The 16,711-nt window shown below is 63.3% G+C and carries 16 protein-coding genes; 14 read left to right on the forward strand and 2 right to left on the reverse strand.

From position 1 onward, the window contains the following. From atpA to ENZ75_RS03290, 4 genes are all read left to right on the forward strand, one after another. A partial coding sequence (gene atpA, locus ENZ75_RS03275) for a F0F1 ATP synthase subunit alpha (RefSeq protein WP_128277886.1) occupies window positions 1-966 on the forward strand: 966 nt, incomplete at its 5' end. A 32-nt stretch (window positions 967-998) separates the two neighbouring features. After that, window positions 999-1,883: a F0F1 ATP synthase subunit gamma gene (locus ENZ75_RS03280; RefSeq protein ID WP_013529037.1), complete on the forward strand. Its 885-nt coding sequence runs from the start codon at window positions 999-1,001 to the stop codon at window positions 1,881-1,883. 70 nt (window positions 1,884-1,953) lie between these two features. Beyond that, complete coding sequence (gene atpD, locus ENZ75_RS03285; RefSeq protein ID WP_027163462.1) at window positions 1,954-3,546, forward strand: F0F1 ATP synthase subunit beta; 1,593 nt, start codon at window positions 1,954-1,956, stop codon at window positions 3,544-3,546. A 102-nt stretch (window positions 3,547-3,648) separates the two neighbouring features. Further along, on the forward strand, window positions 3,649-4,056 hold the full coding sequence (locus ENZ75_RS03290) for a F0F1 ATP synthase subunit epsilon (RefSeq protein WP_013529039.1): 408 nt from the start codon (window positions 3,649-3,651) through the stop codon (window positions 4,054-4,056). Between the two features lie 51 nt (window positions 4,057-4,107). Here the strand turns inward: ENZ75_RS03290 and ENZ75_RS03295 are convergent, their stop codons facing one another. Beyond that, on the reverse strand, window positions 4,108-5,628 hold the full coding sequence (locus ENZ75_RS03295) for a mannitol dehydrogenase family protein (protein WP_063169452.1): 1,521 nt from the start codon (window positions 5,626-5,628) through the stop codon (window positions 4,108-4,110). 95 nt (window positions 5,629-5,723) lie between these two features. Between ENZ75_RS03295 and uxaC the strand changes: the two genes are divergently transcribed. The 8 genes from uxaC to ENZ75_RS03335 all read left to right on the forward strand — a co-directional run bounded on the left by uxaC (window position 5,724) and on the right by ENZ75_RS03335 (window position 12,972). Beyond that, window positions 5,724-7,184 (forward strand): glucuronate isomerase, encoded by a 1,461-nt coding sequence (gene uxaC / locus ENZ75_RS03300; RefSeq protein ID WP_063169451.1) that lies wholly within the window; start codon window positions 5,724-5,726, stop codon window positions 7,182-7,184. 33 nt (window positions 7,185-7,217) lie between these two features. Further along, window positions 7,218-8,195 carry a TRAP transporter substrate-binding protein gene (locus ENZ75_RS03305; protein WP_024504231.1) on the forward strand — a complete coding sequence of 326 codons (978 nt, stop codon included), beginning with the start codon at window positions 7,218-7,220 and terminating at the stop codon, window positions 8,193-8,195. Window positions 8,196-8,254: 59 nt separating this feature from the next. Then, window positions 8,255-8,782 carry a TRAP transporter small permease gene (locus ENZ75_RS03310; RefSeq protein WP_013529043.1) on the forward strand — a complete coding sequence of 176 codons (528 nt, stop codon included), beginning with the start codon at window positions 8,255-8,257 and terminating at the stop codon, window positions 8,780-8,782. After that, a complete protein-coding gene (locus ENZ75_RS03315) occupies window positions 8,783-10,063 on the forward strand; it encodes a TRAP transporter large permease (RefSeq protein ID WP_013529044.1) in 1,281 nt (426 codons plus the stop codon). 104 nt (window positions 10,064-10,167) lie between these two features. Continuing rightward, window positions 10,168-10,941 carry a FadR/GntR family transcriptional regulator gene (locus ENZ75_RS03320; RefSeq protein WP_063169450.1) on the forward strand — a complete coding sequence of 258 codons (774 nt, stop codon included), beginning with the start codon at window positions 10,168-10,170 and terminating at the stop codon, window positions 10,939-10,941. A gap of 22 nt (window positions 10,942-10,963) precedes the next feature. Next, window positions 10,964-11,815, forward strand: a complete 852-nt coding sequence (kduI, locus tag ENZ75_RS03325) for a 5-dehydro-4-deoxy-D-glucuronate isomerase (RefSeq protein WP_063169449.1) — start codon at window positions 10,964-10,966, stop codon at window positions 11,813-11,815. Continuing rightward, the gene (gene kduD, locus ENZ75_RS03330) at window positions 11,812-12,570 is read left to right on the forward strand and encodes a 2-dehydro-3-deoxy-D-gluconate 5-dehydrogenase KduD (protein WP_063169448.1); all 759 of its coding nucleotides are present in this window, start codon (window positions 11,812-11,814) and stop codon (window positions 12,568-12,570) included. The genes kduI and kduD overlap by 4 nt, the downstream gene beginning before the upstream one ends. 66 nt (window positions 12,571-12,636) lie before the next feature. After that, window positions 12,637-12,972, forward strand: coding sequence for a cupin domain-containing protein (locus ENZ75_RS03335; RefSeq protein ID WP_063169447.1), 336 nt, complete (start codon window positions 12,637-12,639; stop codon window positions 12,970-12,972). Window positions 12,973-13,243: 271 nt separating this feature from the next. On the opposite strand, the gene ENZ75_RS03340 is transcribed toward ENZ75_RS03335, so the two are convergent. Further along, on the reverse strand, window positions 13,244-14,665 hold the full coding sequence (locus tag ENZ75_RS03340; protein WP_063169446.1) for a coniferyl aldehyde dehydrogenase: 1,422 nt from the start codon (window positions 14,663-14,665) through the stop codon (window positions 13,244-13,246). 448 nt (window positions 14,666-15,113) lie between these two features. On the opposite strand from ENZ75_RS03340, the gene ENZ75_RS03345 reads away from it, so the two are divergent. Together ENZ75_RS03345 and ENZ75_RS03350 are read left to right on the forward strand one after the other, a co-directional pair. Further along, window positions 15,114-15,776 (forward strand): sulfotransferase, encoded by a 663-nt coding sequence (locus ENZ75_RS03345; protein ID WP_244514242.1) that lies wholly within the window; start codon window positions 15,114-15,116, stop codon window positions 15,774-15,776. Further along, window positions 15,776-16,711, forward strand: a 936-nt coding sequence (locus tag ENZ75_RS03350; RefSeq protein WP_164887718.1) for an ATP-dependent DNA helicase RecQ, incomplete at its 3' end; no start/stop codon positions are given. The genes ENZ75_RS03345 and ENZ75_RS03350, both read left to right, overlap by 1 nt.

Here is a 16,711-nt window from a genome sequence, read left to right on the forward strand (position 1 = left end):
GTGCACGACAACGGCCCCGAGAAGGAAAAGCTCTACTGCGTCTACGTCGCCGTCGGCCAGAAGCGCTCGACCGTCGCGCAGTTCGTCAAGGTGCTGGAAGAGCGCGGCGCGCTCGAATACTCGATCATCATCGCCGCCACCGCTTCCGACCCGGCGCCGATGCAGTTCCTGGCGCCGTTCGCCGGCTGCACCATGGGTGAATATTTCCGCGACAACGGCATGCACGCGCTGATCAGCTATGACGATCTGTCGAAGCAGGCCGTCGCCTATCGCCAGATGTCGCTGCTGCTGCGCCGCCCGCCGGGCCGCGAAGCCTATCCGGGCGACGTGTTCTACCTGCACTCGCGCCTGCTCGAGCGCGCCGCCAAGCTCAACGACGATCTGGGCGGCGGGTCGCTGACCGCTCTGCCGATCATCGAGACGCAGGCCAACGACGTGTCGGCCTACATCCCGACCAACGTGATCTCGATCACCGACGGCCAGATCTTCCTCGAAACCAACCTGTTCTTCCAGGGCATCCGTCCTGCGGTGAACGTCGGTCTATCGGTGTCGCGCGTCGGCTCGGCCGCGCAGATCAAGGCGATGAAGCAGGTTGCCGGCTCGATCAAGGGCGAGCTCGCGCAGTACCGCGAAATGGCGGCCTTCGCGCAGTTCGGCTCGGATCTCGACGCTGCCACGCAGCGCCTGCTCAACCGCGGATCGCGCCTGACCGAACTCCTGAAGCAGCCGCAGTTCTCGCCGCTGAAGACGGAAGAGCAGGTCGCGGTGATCTTCGCCGGCGTCAACGGTTATCTCGACAAGCTGCCGGTCAACCAGGTCGGCAAGTTCGAGCATGGCCTGCTCAGCCACATGCGTGCGGCCGGCAAGGACGTTCTCGACGCCATCCGCAAGGAAAAGGCACTGTCGGACGATCTGCGCGCCAAGCTGAAGGCCGAGATCGACGCTTTCGCCAAGACCTTCGCCTGAGCGAAGCGACAAGACGGGATCAGGTTTGAAGCATGCCTTCATTAAAAGACCTTCGTAACCGTATCGCCTCGGTCAAGGCGACGCAGAAGATCACCAAGGCGATGCAGATGGTCGCCGCGGCGAAGCTGCGCCGTGCGCAAGAGGCTGCGGAAGCGGCGCGCCCCTATTCGGAGCGCATGGGTTCCGTGCTGGCCAACATCACCCAGGCGATCGGCGGCGGTGGCGATGCCCCGGCGCTGATGACCGGCACCGGCAAGGATGATGTGCATCTGCTCGTCGTCTGCACCGCCGAGCGCGGCCTGTGCGGCGGCTTCAATTCGCAGATCGCCCGTCTTGCCCGCGACCACATCCGCAAGCTTTTGGCCGACGGCAAGCAGGTCAAGATCATCTGCGTCGGCAAGAAGGGTTTCGACATCCTGCGCCGCGACTACGCGTCGCTGATCATCGATCGCGTCGATCTGCGCGAGGTCAAGACACTCGGTTTCGTCAATGCCGATGCCATAGCCAAGAAGGTCATCCATCTCTTCAACGAGGGCGGCTTCGACATCTGCACGCTGTTCTATTCGCAGTTCAAGTCTGTGATCAGCCAGATCCCGACCGCGCAGCAGATCATTCCGGCGGGCGTTGCTTCGGCTCAGGCGGAAGTGACGGATGGCGGCAACGCTGTCTATGAATACGAACCGGAGCCGGGCGAAATCCTCTCCGATCTCATTCCGCGCAACATCTCGGTGCAGGTTTTCCGGGCACTGCTCGAAAACGCGGCCGGCGAGATGGGCGCCAAGATGAGTGCCATGGACAATGCGACGCGCAACGCCGGCGAGATGATCAACAAGTTGTCGATCACCTATAACCGCCAGCGGCAGGCGCAGATCACCAAGGAACTGATCGAAATCATTTCGGGCGCCGAGGCGCTCTAGGCGCGGTCCACGGGTTTTTTGCCCGCGACCGGACCGCGTGAGAAACAAAGGACGAAAAAGGGTAAAGACGATGGCGAAAGCAGCGACCCCCCAGAAGGCAGCCCCCAAGGCCGCAGCCGCGAAGGCAGCAGCCCCCGCGAAGGCGGCAAAGGCTCCAGCAGCAGCCGCGAAGGCGGCCCCGGCCAAGGCAGCAGCACCGGCGAAGGCCGCAGCTGCCAAGACATCGGCAGTGGCCAGCAAGGCAACCGGCGTTGTCGGCAAGGTCCGCCAGGTCATCGGCGCCGTCGTCGACGTGCAGTTCGGCGATCACCTGCCGGCGATCCTGAACGCGCTCGAGACGACCAATGTCGGCAACCGTCTGGTGCTCGAAGTCGCCCAGCACCTGGGTGAAAACACCGTGCGCTGCATCGCCATGGACTCGACCGAAGGTCTGGTTCGCGGCCAGGAAGTGCGTGACACCGGCGCGCCGATCACCGTGCCGGTCGGCCCGGGCATGCTCGGCCGCATCATCAACGTCATCGGCGAGCCGGTCGACGAAGAAGGCCCGGTCGACGCGATCGAAATGCGCTCCATCCACCAGCCGGCTCCGACCTATGTCGAGCAGTCGACGGAAGCACAGATCCTGATCACCGGCATCAAGGTGCTCGACCTCCTGGCTCCCTACGCCAAGGGCGGCAAGATCGGCCTGTTCGGCGGCGCCGGCGTCGGCAAGACCGTGCTGATCCAGGAACTGATCAACAACATCGCCAAGGCGCATGGCGGCTATTCGGTGTTCGCCGGCGTCGGCGAGCGCACCCGCGAAGGCAACGATCTGTATCACGAGTTCATCGAATCCGGCGTCAACAAGAAGGGCGGCGGCGAAGGCTCCAAGGCCGCGCTCGTCTACGGCCAGATGAACGAGCCGCCGGGCGCGCGCGCCCGCGTCGGCCTGACCGGCCTGACGGTTGCGGAGTATTTCCGCGACCAGGGCCAGGACGTGCTGTTCTTCGTCGACAACATCTTCCGCTTCACGCAGGCGGGTTCGGAAGTGTCGGCTCTGCTTGGCCGTATCCCGTCGGCGGTGGGCTATCAGCCGACGCTCGCCACCGACATGGGCGCGTTGCAGGAACGCATCACCACCACCACCAAGGGCTCGATCACGTCCGTGCAGGCGATCTACGTGCCCGCCGACGACTTGACCGATCCGGCGCCGGCGACCTCGTTCGCCCACCTTGACGCGACCACGACGCTGAACCGCGCCATCGCCGAAAAGGGCATCTATCCGGCGGTCGATCCGCTGGATTCGACCTCGCGCATGCTCGACCCGCTGGTCGTCGGCGACGAGCATTACGGCGTCGCGCGCCAGGTGCAGTCGATCCTCCAGCGCTACAAGTCGCTGCAGGACATCATCGCCATCCTGGGCATGGACGAGCTGTCGGAAGAAGACAAGCAGACCGTGGCCCGCGCCCGCAAGATCGAGCGCTTCCTATCGCAGCCCTTCTTCGTCGCCGAAGTGTTCACCGGCGCGCCGGGCAAGCTGGTCGACCTCGCCGACACCATCAAGGGCTTCAAGGGCCTCTGCAACGGCGACTACGATCACCTTCCGGAAGCTGCCTTCTACATGGTCGGCGGCATCGAGGAAGCGGTCGAGAAAGCACAGCGCCTCGCGGCTGAAGCGGCGTAATCAAGCGAATAGCGAATAGGGAGTAGCGAATAGGGAATATGGGCCGGCGAATTCTTCTTCTGACTACTCGCTGCTCGCTATTCGCTATTCGCTAAATTGATCATGGCTGAAGCTTTCAAGTTCGAACTGGTCTCGCCGGAGCGCCTGCTTGTTTCCGAGCAGGTTGAATCCGTCGTCATTCCGGGCGCCGAAGGCGAGATGACCGTGATGGCGCATCACGCGCCGGTCATGACCACGATCAAGCCGGGTGTCGTCACCGTGAAGACCGCAGCGGGCGGCGAAGAGCGCTATGTGGTGTTCGGCGGCTTCGCCGACATCGTTCCGGCCGGCTGCACGCTGCTGGCGGAATCGGCTGTCGCGGTGAAGGATGTCGACCGCGCCGATCTCGCGCGCCGCATCCAGGAAGCCAAAGAAGACGCCACTGATGCCAAGGACGACGAGGCTCGCAGCAAGGCGGAACAGTTCCTTAGCCAGCTCACCACGCTGGAAGGCGCCATCCTGCCGGCTTGAAATTCGGTTCGATGAAAGAGTAAAAAGCGGGGCCTTGCCTCGCTTTTTTGTTTAAATGCCCAAGGCTGCGAAAGCCAATGTCGGGCCGTCTCGTCGCAGGTGGACGAGATGCACGGCCACGAGCTCGATCAAGGTCTGGCGCTCGGCATGGTCCTTGGCGAAGCCGGCGAGGTCGAACACAGCGGTCACGGTTTCGTTCGCCGGCAGTTGCTCGCCCAAAAGTGCCGTCAACGCCGCGTCGAGCGGGTCGGTGAAATGGCCCTCCGGCAAGGTTTTTCCTCGTGCGGCGCAAGCAGCGATCCAGGCAGCCACCACCAACGTGAGATGGACCAGCTCGGTACCGGCTTCTAGACATTCGATGGCGGAAGCGACGATGCGCTGCGGCAATTTCTGGCTGCCGTCATTGGCGATCTGAGCCGTACGGTGGGCAAGTGCAGTGTTGGAAAAACGCTCAGCGAGCTCCGCGGTGTAAGCGCTCGGGTCGAGCCCGGCATCCTCGGGCAGGGTCGGGATGGCTTCCGCCCACAATGCATCGACGAATTGCCGGATCGCCGGGTCGGCGAAGGCGCGGTCGACGGTGGCATGACCGCTGAGCAGGCCAAGATAGGCGATGGCCGAATGCGAGCCGTTGAGCAGCCTGAGCTTCATGTCCTCGAACGGGCCGACGTCGCGAACCATGGTGACGCCGAACTGTTCCCAGTCCGGGCGGCCCGCTGGGAAATTGTCTTCGACCACCCATTGGCAGAACGGCTCGGTCATGACAGGCCAAGCGTCCTCGGCACCGAGTTCTTCAGCGATCCGCGCCCGATCGGCATCGGTGGTTGCCGGCACGATGCGGTCGACCATGCTTGAAGGAAAGGCGACCTGATGGGCGATGTGATCGGCAATTCCGACATCATTCGATTGGGCGAGCCCGGCATCTCGCAACTGGGCGAATTCAACCAACAGCCGATGCAGCGTGGCGCCGTTGGCCGGCAGATTGTCGCAACAGAGCACGGTAAAGGGCGGCGTGCCGGCGGCGCGTCGCCGGGCAAGCGCCTCGGTCAGGAAACCATGCGCTGTCTTCGGCATCTGCGGATTGGCCAGATCATGGGCGATATCGGGATGAGCAGCGTCCAATCCGCCGCCAGCCGCCCTCAGATAGGCCTTTTCGGTGATCGTAAGCGTGACGATGCGGGTGCGCGGATCGGTCAGCGCGGCCAGTACCGCGCCCGGATCCTCCGGCGCCACCAGCATCGCGGTAATCGAGCCGATGACCTGAAGTTTTTCGGTTCCACTGCTTCTGATCGCCAGCGTGTAGAGCCCATCCTGCGGCGTGAGTGCGTCGCGCGTGTCGGCGCTGCGCAGCGAAACGCCTGTTATGCCCCAATCCGTCTCGCCGGCCGCCAGGCAATCGTCGACATAGGCGGCCTGGTGGGCGCGATGGAAGGCGCCGACGCCAAGATGCACGATGCCCGGGACGATGCGGCTGCGATCATACGAAGGCGTCGCGATCGAAGCCGGCAGTGCGCGCAACGTCTTCGTGGAAAGGCGTTCGGTCGTCGTGGTGCGACTGGTCTGGTCGGATGACATGAGTGGCCTCGGCAGGGATCGGCAAAGCGGCGTAACATTCGATTTCCCGCCACACAATGGGCCGAAAAGTCATCATACAACAACCTAATTTTTGTATGTTGACATTATTTCTTGCCGCCCCTACCGATAGCGGCCCTGGGAGGATTGCCGTGCCACTGACCGATGCGGATCTGCTGTTTCCCGCCGATGCGCATTCGCGCTCGGTTGCCCGCGATCTCTATGCCGGGATCAAGGACCTGCCCCTGGTCAGCCCGCATGGCCACACCGATCCGCGTTGGTATGCGCTGAACGAGCCTTTTCCGGATCCGGCGCAACTGCTCATCGTTCCGGATCACTACATTTTCCGCATGCTGTTCAGCCAAGGCATCCGCCTTGAGGATCTCGGCGTGGCGACGCTGGACGGCGCGCCGGTCGAGACCGACGGCAGGGCGATCTGGCGGCTTTTTGCCGAGCACTATTATCTGTTTCGGGGTACACCGACCCGGCTGTGGTTCGATCATGTGCTTGCCGATCTGTTCGGCATCGACGAGCCGCTGACCGCAGCGACCGCCGACCGCCACTACGACGCCATCGCGACGCTGCTGCAGTGGGAGAATTTCCGCCCGCGCGCCCTGTTCGAGCGCTTCAACATCGAGGTCATCGCGACCACCGAAGGCGCGCTCGACGATCTCAAATGGCACCAGATGATCCGCGACAGCGGCTGGCAGGGCCGTGTGGTCACCGCTTATCGCCCCGACGCCGTCGTCGATCCCGACTTCGAGGGGTTTTCAACCAATCTCGACCGGCTCGGCGAGATCACCGGCTGCGACACCGGCAGCTGGGCAGGCTATCTCGATGCGCATCGCCAGCGGCGCGCCTTCTTCAAAAGCTTCGGCGCGACCTCGTCCGACCATGGCCATCCGACGGCCGAGACCGCCAATCTTTCGGATGCTGCAGCGCAGGAGCTGTTCAATCGCGTTCGCCGTGGCTCCGACGACGAGCGCGAACGGAAACTGTTCCGCGCCCAGATGCTGACCGAGATGGCCAAGATGAGCCTCGACGACGGGCTGGTGCTGCAGATCCATCCCGGCTCCTGGCGCAATCATTCGTCGGCTGTTTTCCAAAAATTCGGCCGCGACAAGGGTTTCGATATCCCGACCCGGACCGACTATGTGACGGCGCTGAAGCCACTGCTCGACTGCGTCGGACTTGAGCGCGACCTCACAATCGTTCTCTTCACGCTCGACGAAACAAGCTATGCGCGCGAACTGGCGCCACTCGCCGGTGTCTACCCGGCGCTGAAGCTCGGGCCGGCCTGGTGGTTCCACGACAGCCCGGAAGGCATGCGGCGCTTCCGCGAGATGACCACCGAGACCGCCGGCTTCTACAACACCGTCGGCTTCAACGACGACACCCGTGCCTTTCCCTCGATCCCGGCGCGCCACGATGTGGCGCGGCGGGTCGACTGCGCGTTCCTGGCGCGTCTCGTCGCCGAGCATCGGCTGCGCGAGGACGAGGCGCATGAGCTGGCGCGGGAGCTTGCCTATACACTTGCGAAAAAGGCCTACCGGCTCTGAGCCGGGCGTTTTGGTTTTCATAGGGAGGAAGTCATGTTGCATCTTTCGAAATTGACGGCAGTTACATTCGTTTTCGGCTCGTTGCTGGTCGGCATCGCCAACGCCGAAACCGTGCTGCGGTCGTCCGATACCCATCCCGACGGCTATCCAACCGTCGAAGCGGTCAAATATATGGGCGAGCTGATCAAGCAGCGCACCAATGGCCGCTATTCGGTCGAGGTCTATCATTCGGCGCAGCTCGGCGAGGAGAAGGACACGATCGAGCAGACGCAGACCGGCGTCATCGATCTCAACCGCGTCTCGATGGGGCCGTTCAACGGCATCGTTCCGCAAACCGCGGTGCCGTCGCTGCCCTACATGTTCCGCTCCGTCGAGCATATGCGCCATGTCATGGACGGGCCGATCGGGGACGAGATCCTGAAAGCCTTTGAGACTCACGACCTTGTCGGTCTCGCCTTCTACGATTCCGGGGCACGCTCCTTCTACAACACCAAGAAGGACATCACCTCGATGGCCGACATGAAGGGCATGAAGTTCCGCGTCATCCAGTCCGACGTGTTCGTCGACATGGTCAATGCGTTGGGCGCCAACGCCACGCCGATGGCCTATGGCGAGGTCTATTCGGCTTTGCAGACAGGCGTCATCGACGGCGCCGAGAACAACTGGCCGAGCTTCGAATCCGCCAAGCATTTCGAGGTCGCCAAGCATTACACGCTCGACCAGCACCAGATCGTGCCCGAGGTTCTGGTGATGTCGAAGGCGAGCTGGGACAAGCTCGCCCCGGAAGACCAGGCGATCGTGCGGCAGGCGGCCAAGGACAGCGTCGTCAAGATGCGTGAATTGTGGGACGCGCAGGAGAAGAAGTCGCGCGACATCGTCGAGAAAGCCGGCGTCAAGGTCAGTGAGATCGACAAGCAGCCGCTGATCGATGCGATGAAGCCGGTCTACGAGAAATATCTCTCGACCCCCGAGTTGAAAGATCTCGCCGCGCGCATCCAGGCGACCAAATAATCCGTTCGCGGCAATGGTGGCGCGAGCTTGCGCGCCACCGTCCAGTGGGAAGCGCGCATATGAAACCATTCTGGCTGGCAATAGAACGGCTGCTGTCACGGCTGGCGAGGCTTGCGCTGTGGGTCAGCGGCATCGGCCTGACGCTGATGACGGTGATCATCTTCTGGCAGGTGTTCTCACGCTATGTGCTCAACAGTTCGCCAAGCTGGACGGAACCCTTCTCGGTGATTTTGATGGGGTGGTTCATCTTTTTGGGCGCGGCCGTCGGTGTCCGCGAACGCACGCATCTGGGCTTCGATGTGCTGCTCTATTTCCTGCCGCCCGCCGCAAAGGCGGTACTGCGCAGCATTTCGGATGTCGTCGTGCTCGCCTTCGGTCTCGGCATGATCGTCTACGGCGCCCAGCTCACCCGGCTGACATGGAACACGGTGATGCCGTCTCTCGCTTTCCCGGGCGGCGTCAGTTTCCTGCCGGTCATCCTGGGCGGCGCGCTTGTCTGCCTGTTTTCGCTCGAGCGGCTTGCCGGGCGGTTTGCCGGACTGCCGGTCGATGCCGATCAGTACGCCACGGGCGAGGAGGGTCTCTAGATGGCATTGACGGTTCTGTTCGGCACCTTCGTCTTTCTTCTGATCATCGGCACACCGATCGCCTTCTGCCTCGGTGTCGCCAGCTTCGCCACGGTTCTGGTGCTGGGGCTGCCGCCGCTGGTGGTGTTCCAGCGCCTCAACTCCGGTGTCAGCGTGTTTTCGCTGATGGCCATCCCGTTCTTCATCTTCGCCGGTGACCTGATGGTGCGCGGCGGCATTGCCGCTCGCCTTGTTGCGCTCGCCGGGGCGTTGGTCGGCCACCTGAGAGGCGGGCTCGGCCAGGTCAACATCGCCGCCTCGACCATGTTCGGCGGCATTTCCGGCTCGGCGGTGGCCGATGCCTCGGCGGTCGGCGGGCTGATGATCCCGCAGATGAAGGCGCGCGGCTACGGCGTCGATTATGCTGTCAACATCACTTCGGTCGGCGCCATCATTGCGCTGCTGATACCGCCTTCGCACAACATGATCATCTATTCGATTTCGGCCGGCGGCCGGATCTCGATCGCTGATCTGTTCACCGCCGGCATCATACCGGGCCTGCTGCTGGCGCTATCTCTGATGGTCACGGCCTATTGGGTCGCCAGCCGCCGCGCCTATCCGACCGAGCCGTTCGCCGGCTTCGGCAGGGCGCTGCAATTGCTCGTTGCCGCAATTCCCGGGCTGATCCTGATCGGCATCATCTTCGGCGGCGTTCGCTCCGGCGTCTTCACCGCCACCGAAAGCTCCTGCATCGCCATCGTCTATGCTTTCCTGGTGACCCTGCTGATCTATCGCTCCATGAGCTGGAACGACTTCGTCACCGCGACCACCGCTGCCGTGCGCACAACCGCAATGGTGCTGATGATCATCGGCTGCGCCGCCGCCTTTGGCTGGCTGCTGGCCTATCTCCGGGTGCCGGCCGCTCTGGTCGCCTTCCTGCAGTCCGTATCCGACAACAAGCTGGTCATCTTGCTGTTGATCAACGTCGTGCTTCTCATCCTCGGCACGTTCATGGACATGTCGCCGCTGATCATCATCACCACGCCGATCTTCCTGCCGGTGGTCATGGCCTACGGCGTCGATCCGGTGCATTTCGGCGTGATCCTCATTCTCAATCTCGGCATCGGCTTGTGCACACCGCCGGTGGGGGCAGTGCTGTTCGTCAGCTGTGCGATCGGCCGGATCCCGATCTGGACGGCGATGCGTTCGATCTGGCCATTCTATGGGGCGGCTTTCGCTGTGTTGATGCTTGTCACCTACGTGCCGGAAATTTCGTTGTGGTTGCCGCACCTGTTCCACTAGAGCAGTTCACGGGAACGGCGAACTGCTCTAACCCTTTGTTTTGACGCAATTCCGGACGGAAACCGTTTCACATTTTTCCTGGAATTGCTTTAGGAGACCATCACGTGTCCGCTGCATCCGCCGATCTCAGGGTCGAGAGAAAACCCAAGCTGTCGGAGACCGTCGTTGCGGCGATCCGCAAGCAGCTGCAGGCGGGCGAAATCCTGCCTGGCCACAAATTGCCGACCGAGGGCCAGCTGACCGAGACCTTCGGCGTCAGCCGCACCGTCATCCGCGAGGCGCTGGCCAAGCTTGCCGCCGACGGCCTGGTCGAGTCGCGTCAAGGCGCCGGCGTCTTCGTCACCGAGCATATCTCGACGATGTTCGGAGCGCTTGCCGCCGACATGGGAGCCAAGGATTCGATCGCGCTCAACGTGCTCGAGGTACGCTTGGCAATCGAGATCGAGTCGGCCGGGATCGCCGCTATTCGCCGCAACGCCGCGCAGGAGGCGGCGATCCAGGAAGCCTTCTTCGAATTCGAGCGGCTGCTGCTTGCCAGCGAGCCGACCGGCCCGGCCGACCTCGCCTTCCACCGCGCCATCGCCAGCGCGACCAACAACCCGTTCTATGTCGAGATGCTCGACGTGCTCGGCCGGCGCGCCATTCCGTGCGACGTGACCTCGCCCTGGTCGACCGAACTGGCGCAATCCGACAACTACCAGCGCGGGCTGCAGCGCGAACATCTGGTGATCCTCAATGCGATCACATCGGGCGATGCCGAAGCGGCGCGCGAGGCAATGCGCGCGCACCTCACAGCCAGCCAGCAGCGCTACCGCGAACGCCTGCATGCGCGGCAGGCTTTCTATGCCAGTTCGGTCAGGGCCGCCGCCGGCGAATGACCCATTTCAAGTCAGGACGAAAATGAGCCAGAGCCATACCGATTACACATCCCGCTTTGCCATAGACCCGGTTGCCGCCGCGGCGATGGGAACCGATGAACTCCGTCACAATTTCCACATTGACGGCCTGTTCCAGTCCGGCCGCATCAGCCTGACCTACACCCACTACGACCGCATGATCGTCGGCGGCGCCGTGCCGATAGGCTCGCCGCTCCAACTGGAGGCGATCAAGCCGACCGGCACCAAAGGTTTCCTCGACCGGCGCGAGTTGATCGCCGTCAACATCGGTGGCGTGGGCGTCATCACGACCGGCGGCCAACCTCATGAATTGCAGGCGCGCGACATGCTCTATCTCGGCATGGGCACACAGGATGTGTCCTTCGCCTCAGCGGATGAGGGGGCGCCGGCGAAGTTCTATCTGCTCAGTGCGCCGGCGCATCTGGCTCATCCCAGCCGGCTGATCCGCCTCAGTGACGCCAAGCGCCTCGATCTCGGCAGCAAGGATGCCTGCAACGAGCGTTCGATCTTCCAGTTCATCCATGCCGATGGCGCAAAGACCTGCCAGCTGGTGGTCGGCATGACCCAGCTGGCGCCGGGCTCTATCTGGAACACCATGCCTTGCCATGTGCATGACCGGCGCATGGAGGCCTATCTCTATTTCGACCTGGCCGAGACGGCGCGCGTCTTCCACTTCATGGGCGAGCCGGACGAAACGCGCCATATCGTCATGGCCAACGAAGAGGCCGTGCTGTCGCCGGGTTGGTCGATCCACTCCGGCGCCGGCACTTCCAATTATGCGTTCATCTGGGCGATGGCCGGCGACAATGTCGACTACACCGATGTCGACCCGGTGGCGTTGGGCGATCTGCGGTGAGCGACCCCTTCAGCCTTGCCGGAAAACGTATCCTGGTCACCGGCGCCAACACCGGCATCGGCCAGGGCATCGCCGTATCGATCGCACGCGCCGGCGGCACGGTGATCGGCGTCGGTCGCTCGTCGATGGACGATACGGCCAGAAAGATCGCAACGATGGGCGGGCAATTCGAGGCGGTGAGCGCCGATCTTGCCGACACGTCAGCCGCCGGCCCCTTGCTCGACCGCGTCTGGGACGAAAGCGGCCCGCTCGACGGGCTGGTCAACAATGCCGGCATCATCCGGCGCGCCGATGCCGTCGATCTCAGCGAGGCCGATTGGGACGACGTCATGGACGTCAATCTGAAGACGGTTTTTTTGCTCTGCCAAAGCTTTGCCAGGCGTGCCTTGGCCGCTGAGCGGAAAGGCAAGATCGTCAACATTGCCTCCGTGCTGAGCTTTCAGGGCGGCATTCGCGTGGCGTCCTACACCGCCTCGAAGCATGGCGTGCTCGGCATCACCCGGCTGCTTGCCTGCGAATGGGCGCAAAAAGGCATCAACGTCAACGCTGTCGCGCCAGGCTATATCGAAACCAACAACACGCAGGCGCTGCGCGCCGATCCCGACCGCAGCGCCGCTATCCTGGCGCGCATCCCGGCCGGCCGCTGGGGCGAGGCGGGCGACATTGGCGATGCCGCCGTCTTCCTGCTGGCGCCGGCGTCGAACTACATGCATGGCGCGGTGGTGCCGGTGGATGGTGGCTGGCTGGCACGCTAGGTTTTGACGCAATTCCGAACGGAAACCGTTTCACACTTTTCCTGGAATTGCTCTGAGGAGACGACGATGACCGCAAAGATCTTCGCGCATGCCGGCGAGGGCGCCTGGACGGCGACACCGGACGGCAACAGGCGCCGCATTCTCCTGCACACTGACGAGTTGATGCTGGTCGAATTCGGCTTCGACAAGGGTGGCGTCGGCGCCCTGCATTCGCACCCGCACGTCCAGGCAAGTTACGTCGCCGAGGGCCGCTTCGAGGTGACCATCGACGGCCGGAGCGAGATCGTTGGGACGGGCGGGAGTTTCATCGTGCCGTCGGGCCTGGTGCACGGGGTCAAGGCGCTCGAAGCGGGGCGGCTGGTCGACAGCTTTGCGCCGCACCGGGCCGATTTCCTCGGCTAGAGCATTTCACCGTTTCACGGAAACGGCGAGCTGCTCTAACTCTTTGTTTTGACGCAATTCTAGACGGAAAACCGCTTCACACTTTTCCTGGAATTGCTCTAACGAGGGGTAAGAGATCGAGCGGGAATGACCCGCACCCCAGAAAGAGGCGCGGGTCTGTTGCCTGGGCGCTTGTGGCGCCGCGGTACTCAAGACATCACCGCAGGATGAGGACCCTGCCGCACCGTGGTGAAGATAGTCTTAATGCACCGGGGCTGCGTAGCTCGGTCGGTCAGGTGATGTGCCGCAGGAGGCTGAAAAGCCGTTCGAACGTCTTGCCGTAGGGCGGGCGCAGCAGGCTTCCCGCGCTCAGCCGCGACTGCATGAAAACCCGTTTCTCCTTGCTGAAGGTGCGAAATCCCCATTCGCCGTGATAGGCGCCCATGCCGCTGGCGCCGACGCCGCCGAAGGGCTGGTTTTCCTGTACCAGATGCAGCATGCAGTCGTTGACGGTGACGCCGCCGGCAATTGTCTCGCGCAGGATGCGTTGACGGTTGCCGCTGTCGCGGCCGAACCAGTAGAGTGCCAGCGGGCGGTCGGCCCCGTTCACATGGGCGATCGCCTCGTCGATCCCGGTGTATTCTACGATGGGCAGCACCGGCCCAAAGATCTCTTCGCGCATCAGCCGCAGGTTTGCGCCGGCATTGCGGACCAGGGTCGGCAGCAACTTCCCGCTATTGGCGTCAAGTTCCTCGCCGGCCGGGTTGATTTCGGTGACATCGGCGCCGGCGTCACGCGCTTCAGTGACCATGTCGCGCAGGCGCTGGTGGTGCCGATCGCTGATGATGGCGGTATAGTCGGGGTTGTCGCGTAGAGTCGGGTAGAGCTTAGCGATCGCCGTTGCGAGCCTGGCAGCGACCGTGCCTGCTTGCCCCTTCGGCACCAGAAGGTAATCCGGCGCGATACAGGTCTGCCCGGCATTCAACAGCTTGCCGTAGGCAATGCTCGATACTGCCGCGTCGAGGTCGCATGACGGATCGAAGATTGCCGGCGACTTGCCGCCGAGTTCGAGCGTGACCGGGGTCAGGTTGGCGGCCGCGGCGATCGCGACCTGGCGTCCGACCGCGGTCGAGCCGGTGAACAGCAAATGATCGAAAGGCATCGATACGAAGGCCTTTCCCATCTCCGCGTCGCCGCTGATGACGCTGAGCTCATCGGGTGCGAAATGCTCGGCAACAAGTTTGGCCAGCAACGCCGAAAAAGCCGGCGTCAATTCGGAAGGTTTTATGAGCACGTGATTGCCGGCCGCGAGTGCCGCGATGACCGGCGCGACGGCGAGCTGGAAAGGATAATTCCAGGGCGACACGATGCCGATGACACCGAGCGGCTGCGGGATGAGGCGATTTCTGCCGGGCAGGAACGGCATGGTGGTGGCAACGCGGCGTTCGCGCATCCAGCCCCTGAGGTGCGACAGCGCGTGGCGGATGCCGGCACGTACGACGAACAGTTCCGCAAGACGCGTCTCATGCGCGGAACGGCCGCCAAAGTCGGTGTCGATGGCGGTGCAGATGTCGGCTTCATGCCGCTCGGTCAGCGCGAGCAGGCGTTTGAGGCGATCCTTGCGAACGTCAAAGTTGGGGAAAGGCTGCGCCTCGAAGGCGGCGCGCTGCAGGTGGAACCGCTCGCCGAGAACATTCTGTCTGGTCTGCAGCATCACGCCCTCCCTGGCTTGCCGGACGGAGCTTACATCGTGGTGCGTGGCGGAATCCAGCGGGGGTGCAGGTGTCCTAGGGGAAGCCGCTTTCGGATGTGCACGGCATCCGGCTGGCAGGCGCCGATGGCCGCATCAACGACAGGTTCCTGCAAAGGGGGCGTTGTGGTTGGATGACGGCTGCGCTACTCCAAAGCGTCACGCCAGAGAGTCGTCTTGACCGGTTTCCACATCCTCTCCAGTCTACGAAATTCCAGCCCGGTGTCCGCCTGATGCTGATGTCGGCGACGAGCATCTTGGCCATGGACCCCAAGCGGCGCGTTCCGCGCCGCGCGGCCCAGCGGAATTGCGGATGAAGGGCGCTCACAGGCTTGAGGCTGCGTTTGGAGCGGCTGCGCGAAGGGTTGTGCGGGAGTTTCTGCGGTTCGTGCCGCTGTCTCTGAGACAGCGCATGCAAAGACGCACATATGCACGCGCGACGCCCGCCAACAGAATTTTCATTTCGGGCTGCGCACGCAGCGGGACGACGCTGACACAGCGGCTGATGAGGTGTTTCGAGGACATTTTCGTCCATCCGCCCGAAGCGCGATACGCAATGCTGGACATGTTGGACCGGCCGGAATCGAACCTCGTCGTCAAGCGCGATGCGCGCGGTTTTGCGCATCTGGCGAAGCTACCGACCTCCATCGGCTTGATCTATTGCGCGCGCCATCCATTCGACACGCTGACAAGTTCGCATCCGCAAACACGCAACCAGCGTCGGTTCCACGTCACGCCGCAACGCTGGCTGACCGAATACGACGCGCTGATCCGGCTGAAGAAGGCACAACCGCACCGGCAGATCCTTTTCGTCCGCTACGAAGACATGATCGGCGCGCCCGATGCGCAGCAGGACAGAATCGCGCAGTCATTCGGACTGACACCGCGCATTCGTTTCAGCGAGGACCCGGACAATCCGATCCGGGTGGCTTCGTTGAGAAAATGGGAACGGAATGAAGAATTCAGGACCTATCTCGGCGGCCTGCCCCCGGCATTTCTCGCCCGCGTCCAGCGTTTCTGCGCCGAGTTCGGCTATGACATGCCAATAAGCACGCCGACCGTGGACGCGCGGTGATGCAGGCACCGGCGGCCCTCGCGACAGAAGAGCTGGATCCCAAGCGGCGCGTGCTGAAGGACGTGTTCGGCTTCGATGATTTTCGCCCCGGGCAGGCCGATGTCATGGACGCGTTGCTGGCCGGGCGTCATGTGCTGGCTGTCATGCCGACTGGTGCCGGCAAATCGCTCTGCTACCAGGTGCCGGCGCTTGTCCTGGGCGGGCTCACCATTGTCGTTTCGCCGCTGGTGGCGCTGATGCAGGATCAGGTCGCCGCCTTGCGGCTTGCCGGCGTGGCCGCCGATACGATCAATTCCTCGATCGACCGCGATGCCAATATTGCCGCATGGCGTCGCGTCGCCTCGGGCCAGACGCGCCTGCTCTATCTCGCGCCGGAGCGGTTGATGACCGAGCGCATGCTCGAGGCGCTGGCCAGGCTCGATATCAGCCTGATCGCCGTCGACGAGGCGCATTGTATCTCGCAATGGGGGCCGGCATTCCGGCGCGAATACGAGGACCTGTCGCGTCTGCGCGGCATCTTTCCCAGCGTGCCGATCATCGCGCTGACGGCAACGGCGGACGAAGGCACGCGCACCGACATCGAATCCCGGCTGTTTGCCGAGCGCGTCGAGACCCTGGTGCTGGGCTTCGACCGGCCGAACATCAAGCTTGCCATCGAGGCCAAGCAGGACAGCAAGCGCCAATTGCTGCGCTTCGTCGAGCGCCATCCCGGCCGCAGCGGCATCGTCTATTGCCTGTCGCGCAAGAAGACGGAGGAGATGGCGGCCTTCCTCGAGAAGAACGGCGTCACCGCGCTCGCTTATCACGCCGGCATGAGCAAGGAGGCGCGTGACGCCAACCAGAACAGCTTCATGACCTTGTCCGGCGTCGTCATGGTGGCGACCATCGCCTTCGGCATGGGCATCGACAAGCCTGACGTCGCCTATGTCTTCCAC

This window comes from Mesorhizobium sp. M7A.F.Ca.CA.002.04.1.1, assembly GCF_004022805.1.
GTDB lineage: Bacteria > Pseudomonadota > Alphaproteobacteria > Rhizobiales > Rhizobiaceae > Mesorhizobium > Mesorhizobium ciceri.

Excerpts from the sequence above, each read along its gene's own strand:
- ENZ75_RS03280 (WP_013529037.1), top strand. The coding sequence starts at position 999 with ATGCCTTCATTAAAAGACCTTCGTAACCGTATCGCCTCGGTCAAGGCG.
- atpD (WP_027163462.1), top strand. The coding sequence starts at position 1,954 with ATGGCGAAAGCAGCGACCCCCCAGAAGGCAGCCCCCAAGGCCGCAGCC.
- ENZ75_RS03290 (WP_013529039.1), top strand. The coding sequence starts at position 3,649 with ATGGCTGAAGCTTTCAAGTTCGAACTGGTCTCGCCGGAGCGCCTGCTT.
- ENZ75_RS03295 (WP_063169452.1), bottom strand. The coding sequence starts at position 5,628 with ATGTCATCCGACCAGACCAGTCGCACCACGACGACCGAACGCCTTTCC.
- uxaC (WP_063169451.1), top strand. The coding sequence starts at position 5,724 with ATGTTGACATTATTTCTTGCCGCCCCTACCGATAGCGGCCCTGGGAGG.
- ENZ75_RS03305 (WP_024504231.1), top strand. The coding sequence starts at position 7,218 with ATGTTGCATCTTTCGAAATTGACGGCAGTTACATTCGTTTTCGGCTCG.
- ENZ75_RS03310 (WP_013529043.1), top strand. The coding sequence starts at position 8,255 with ATGAAACCATTCTGGCTGGCAATAGAACGGCTGCTGTCACGGCTGGCG.
- ENZ75_RS03315 (WP_013529044.1), top strand. The coding sequence starts at position 8,783 with ATGGCATTGACGGTTCTGTTCGGCACCTTCGTCTTTCTTCTGATCATC.
- kduI (WP_063169449.1), top strand. The coding sequence starts at position 10,964 with ATGAGCCAGAGCCATACCGATTACACATCCCGCTTTGCCATAGACCCG.
- ENZ75_RS03335 (WP_063169447.1), top strand. The coding sequence starts at position 12,637 with ATGACCGCAAAGATCTTCGCGCATGCCGGCGAGGGCGCCTGGACGGCG.
- ENZ75_RS03340 (WP_063169446.1), bottom strand. The coding sequence starts at position 14,665 with ATGCTGCAGACCAGACAGAATGTTCTCGGCGAGCGGTTCCACCTGCAG.
- ENZ75_RS03345 (WP_244514242.1), top strand. The coding sequence starts at position 15,114 with ATGCAAAGACGCACATATGCACGCGCGACGCCCGCCAACAGAATTTTC.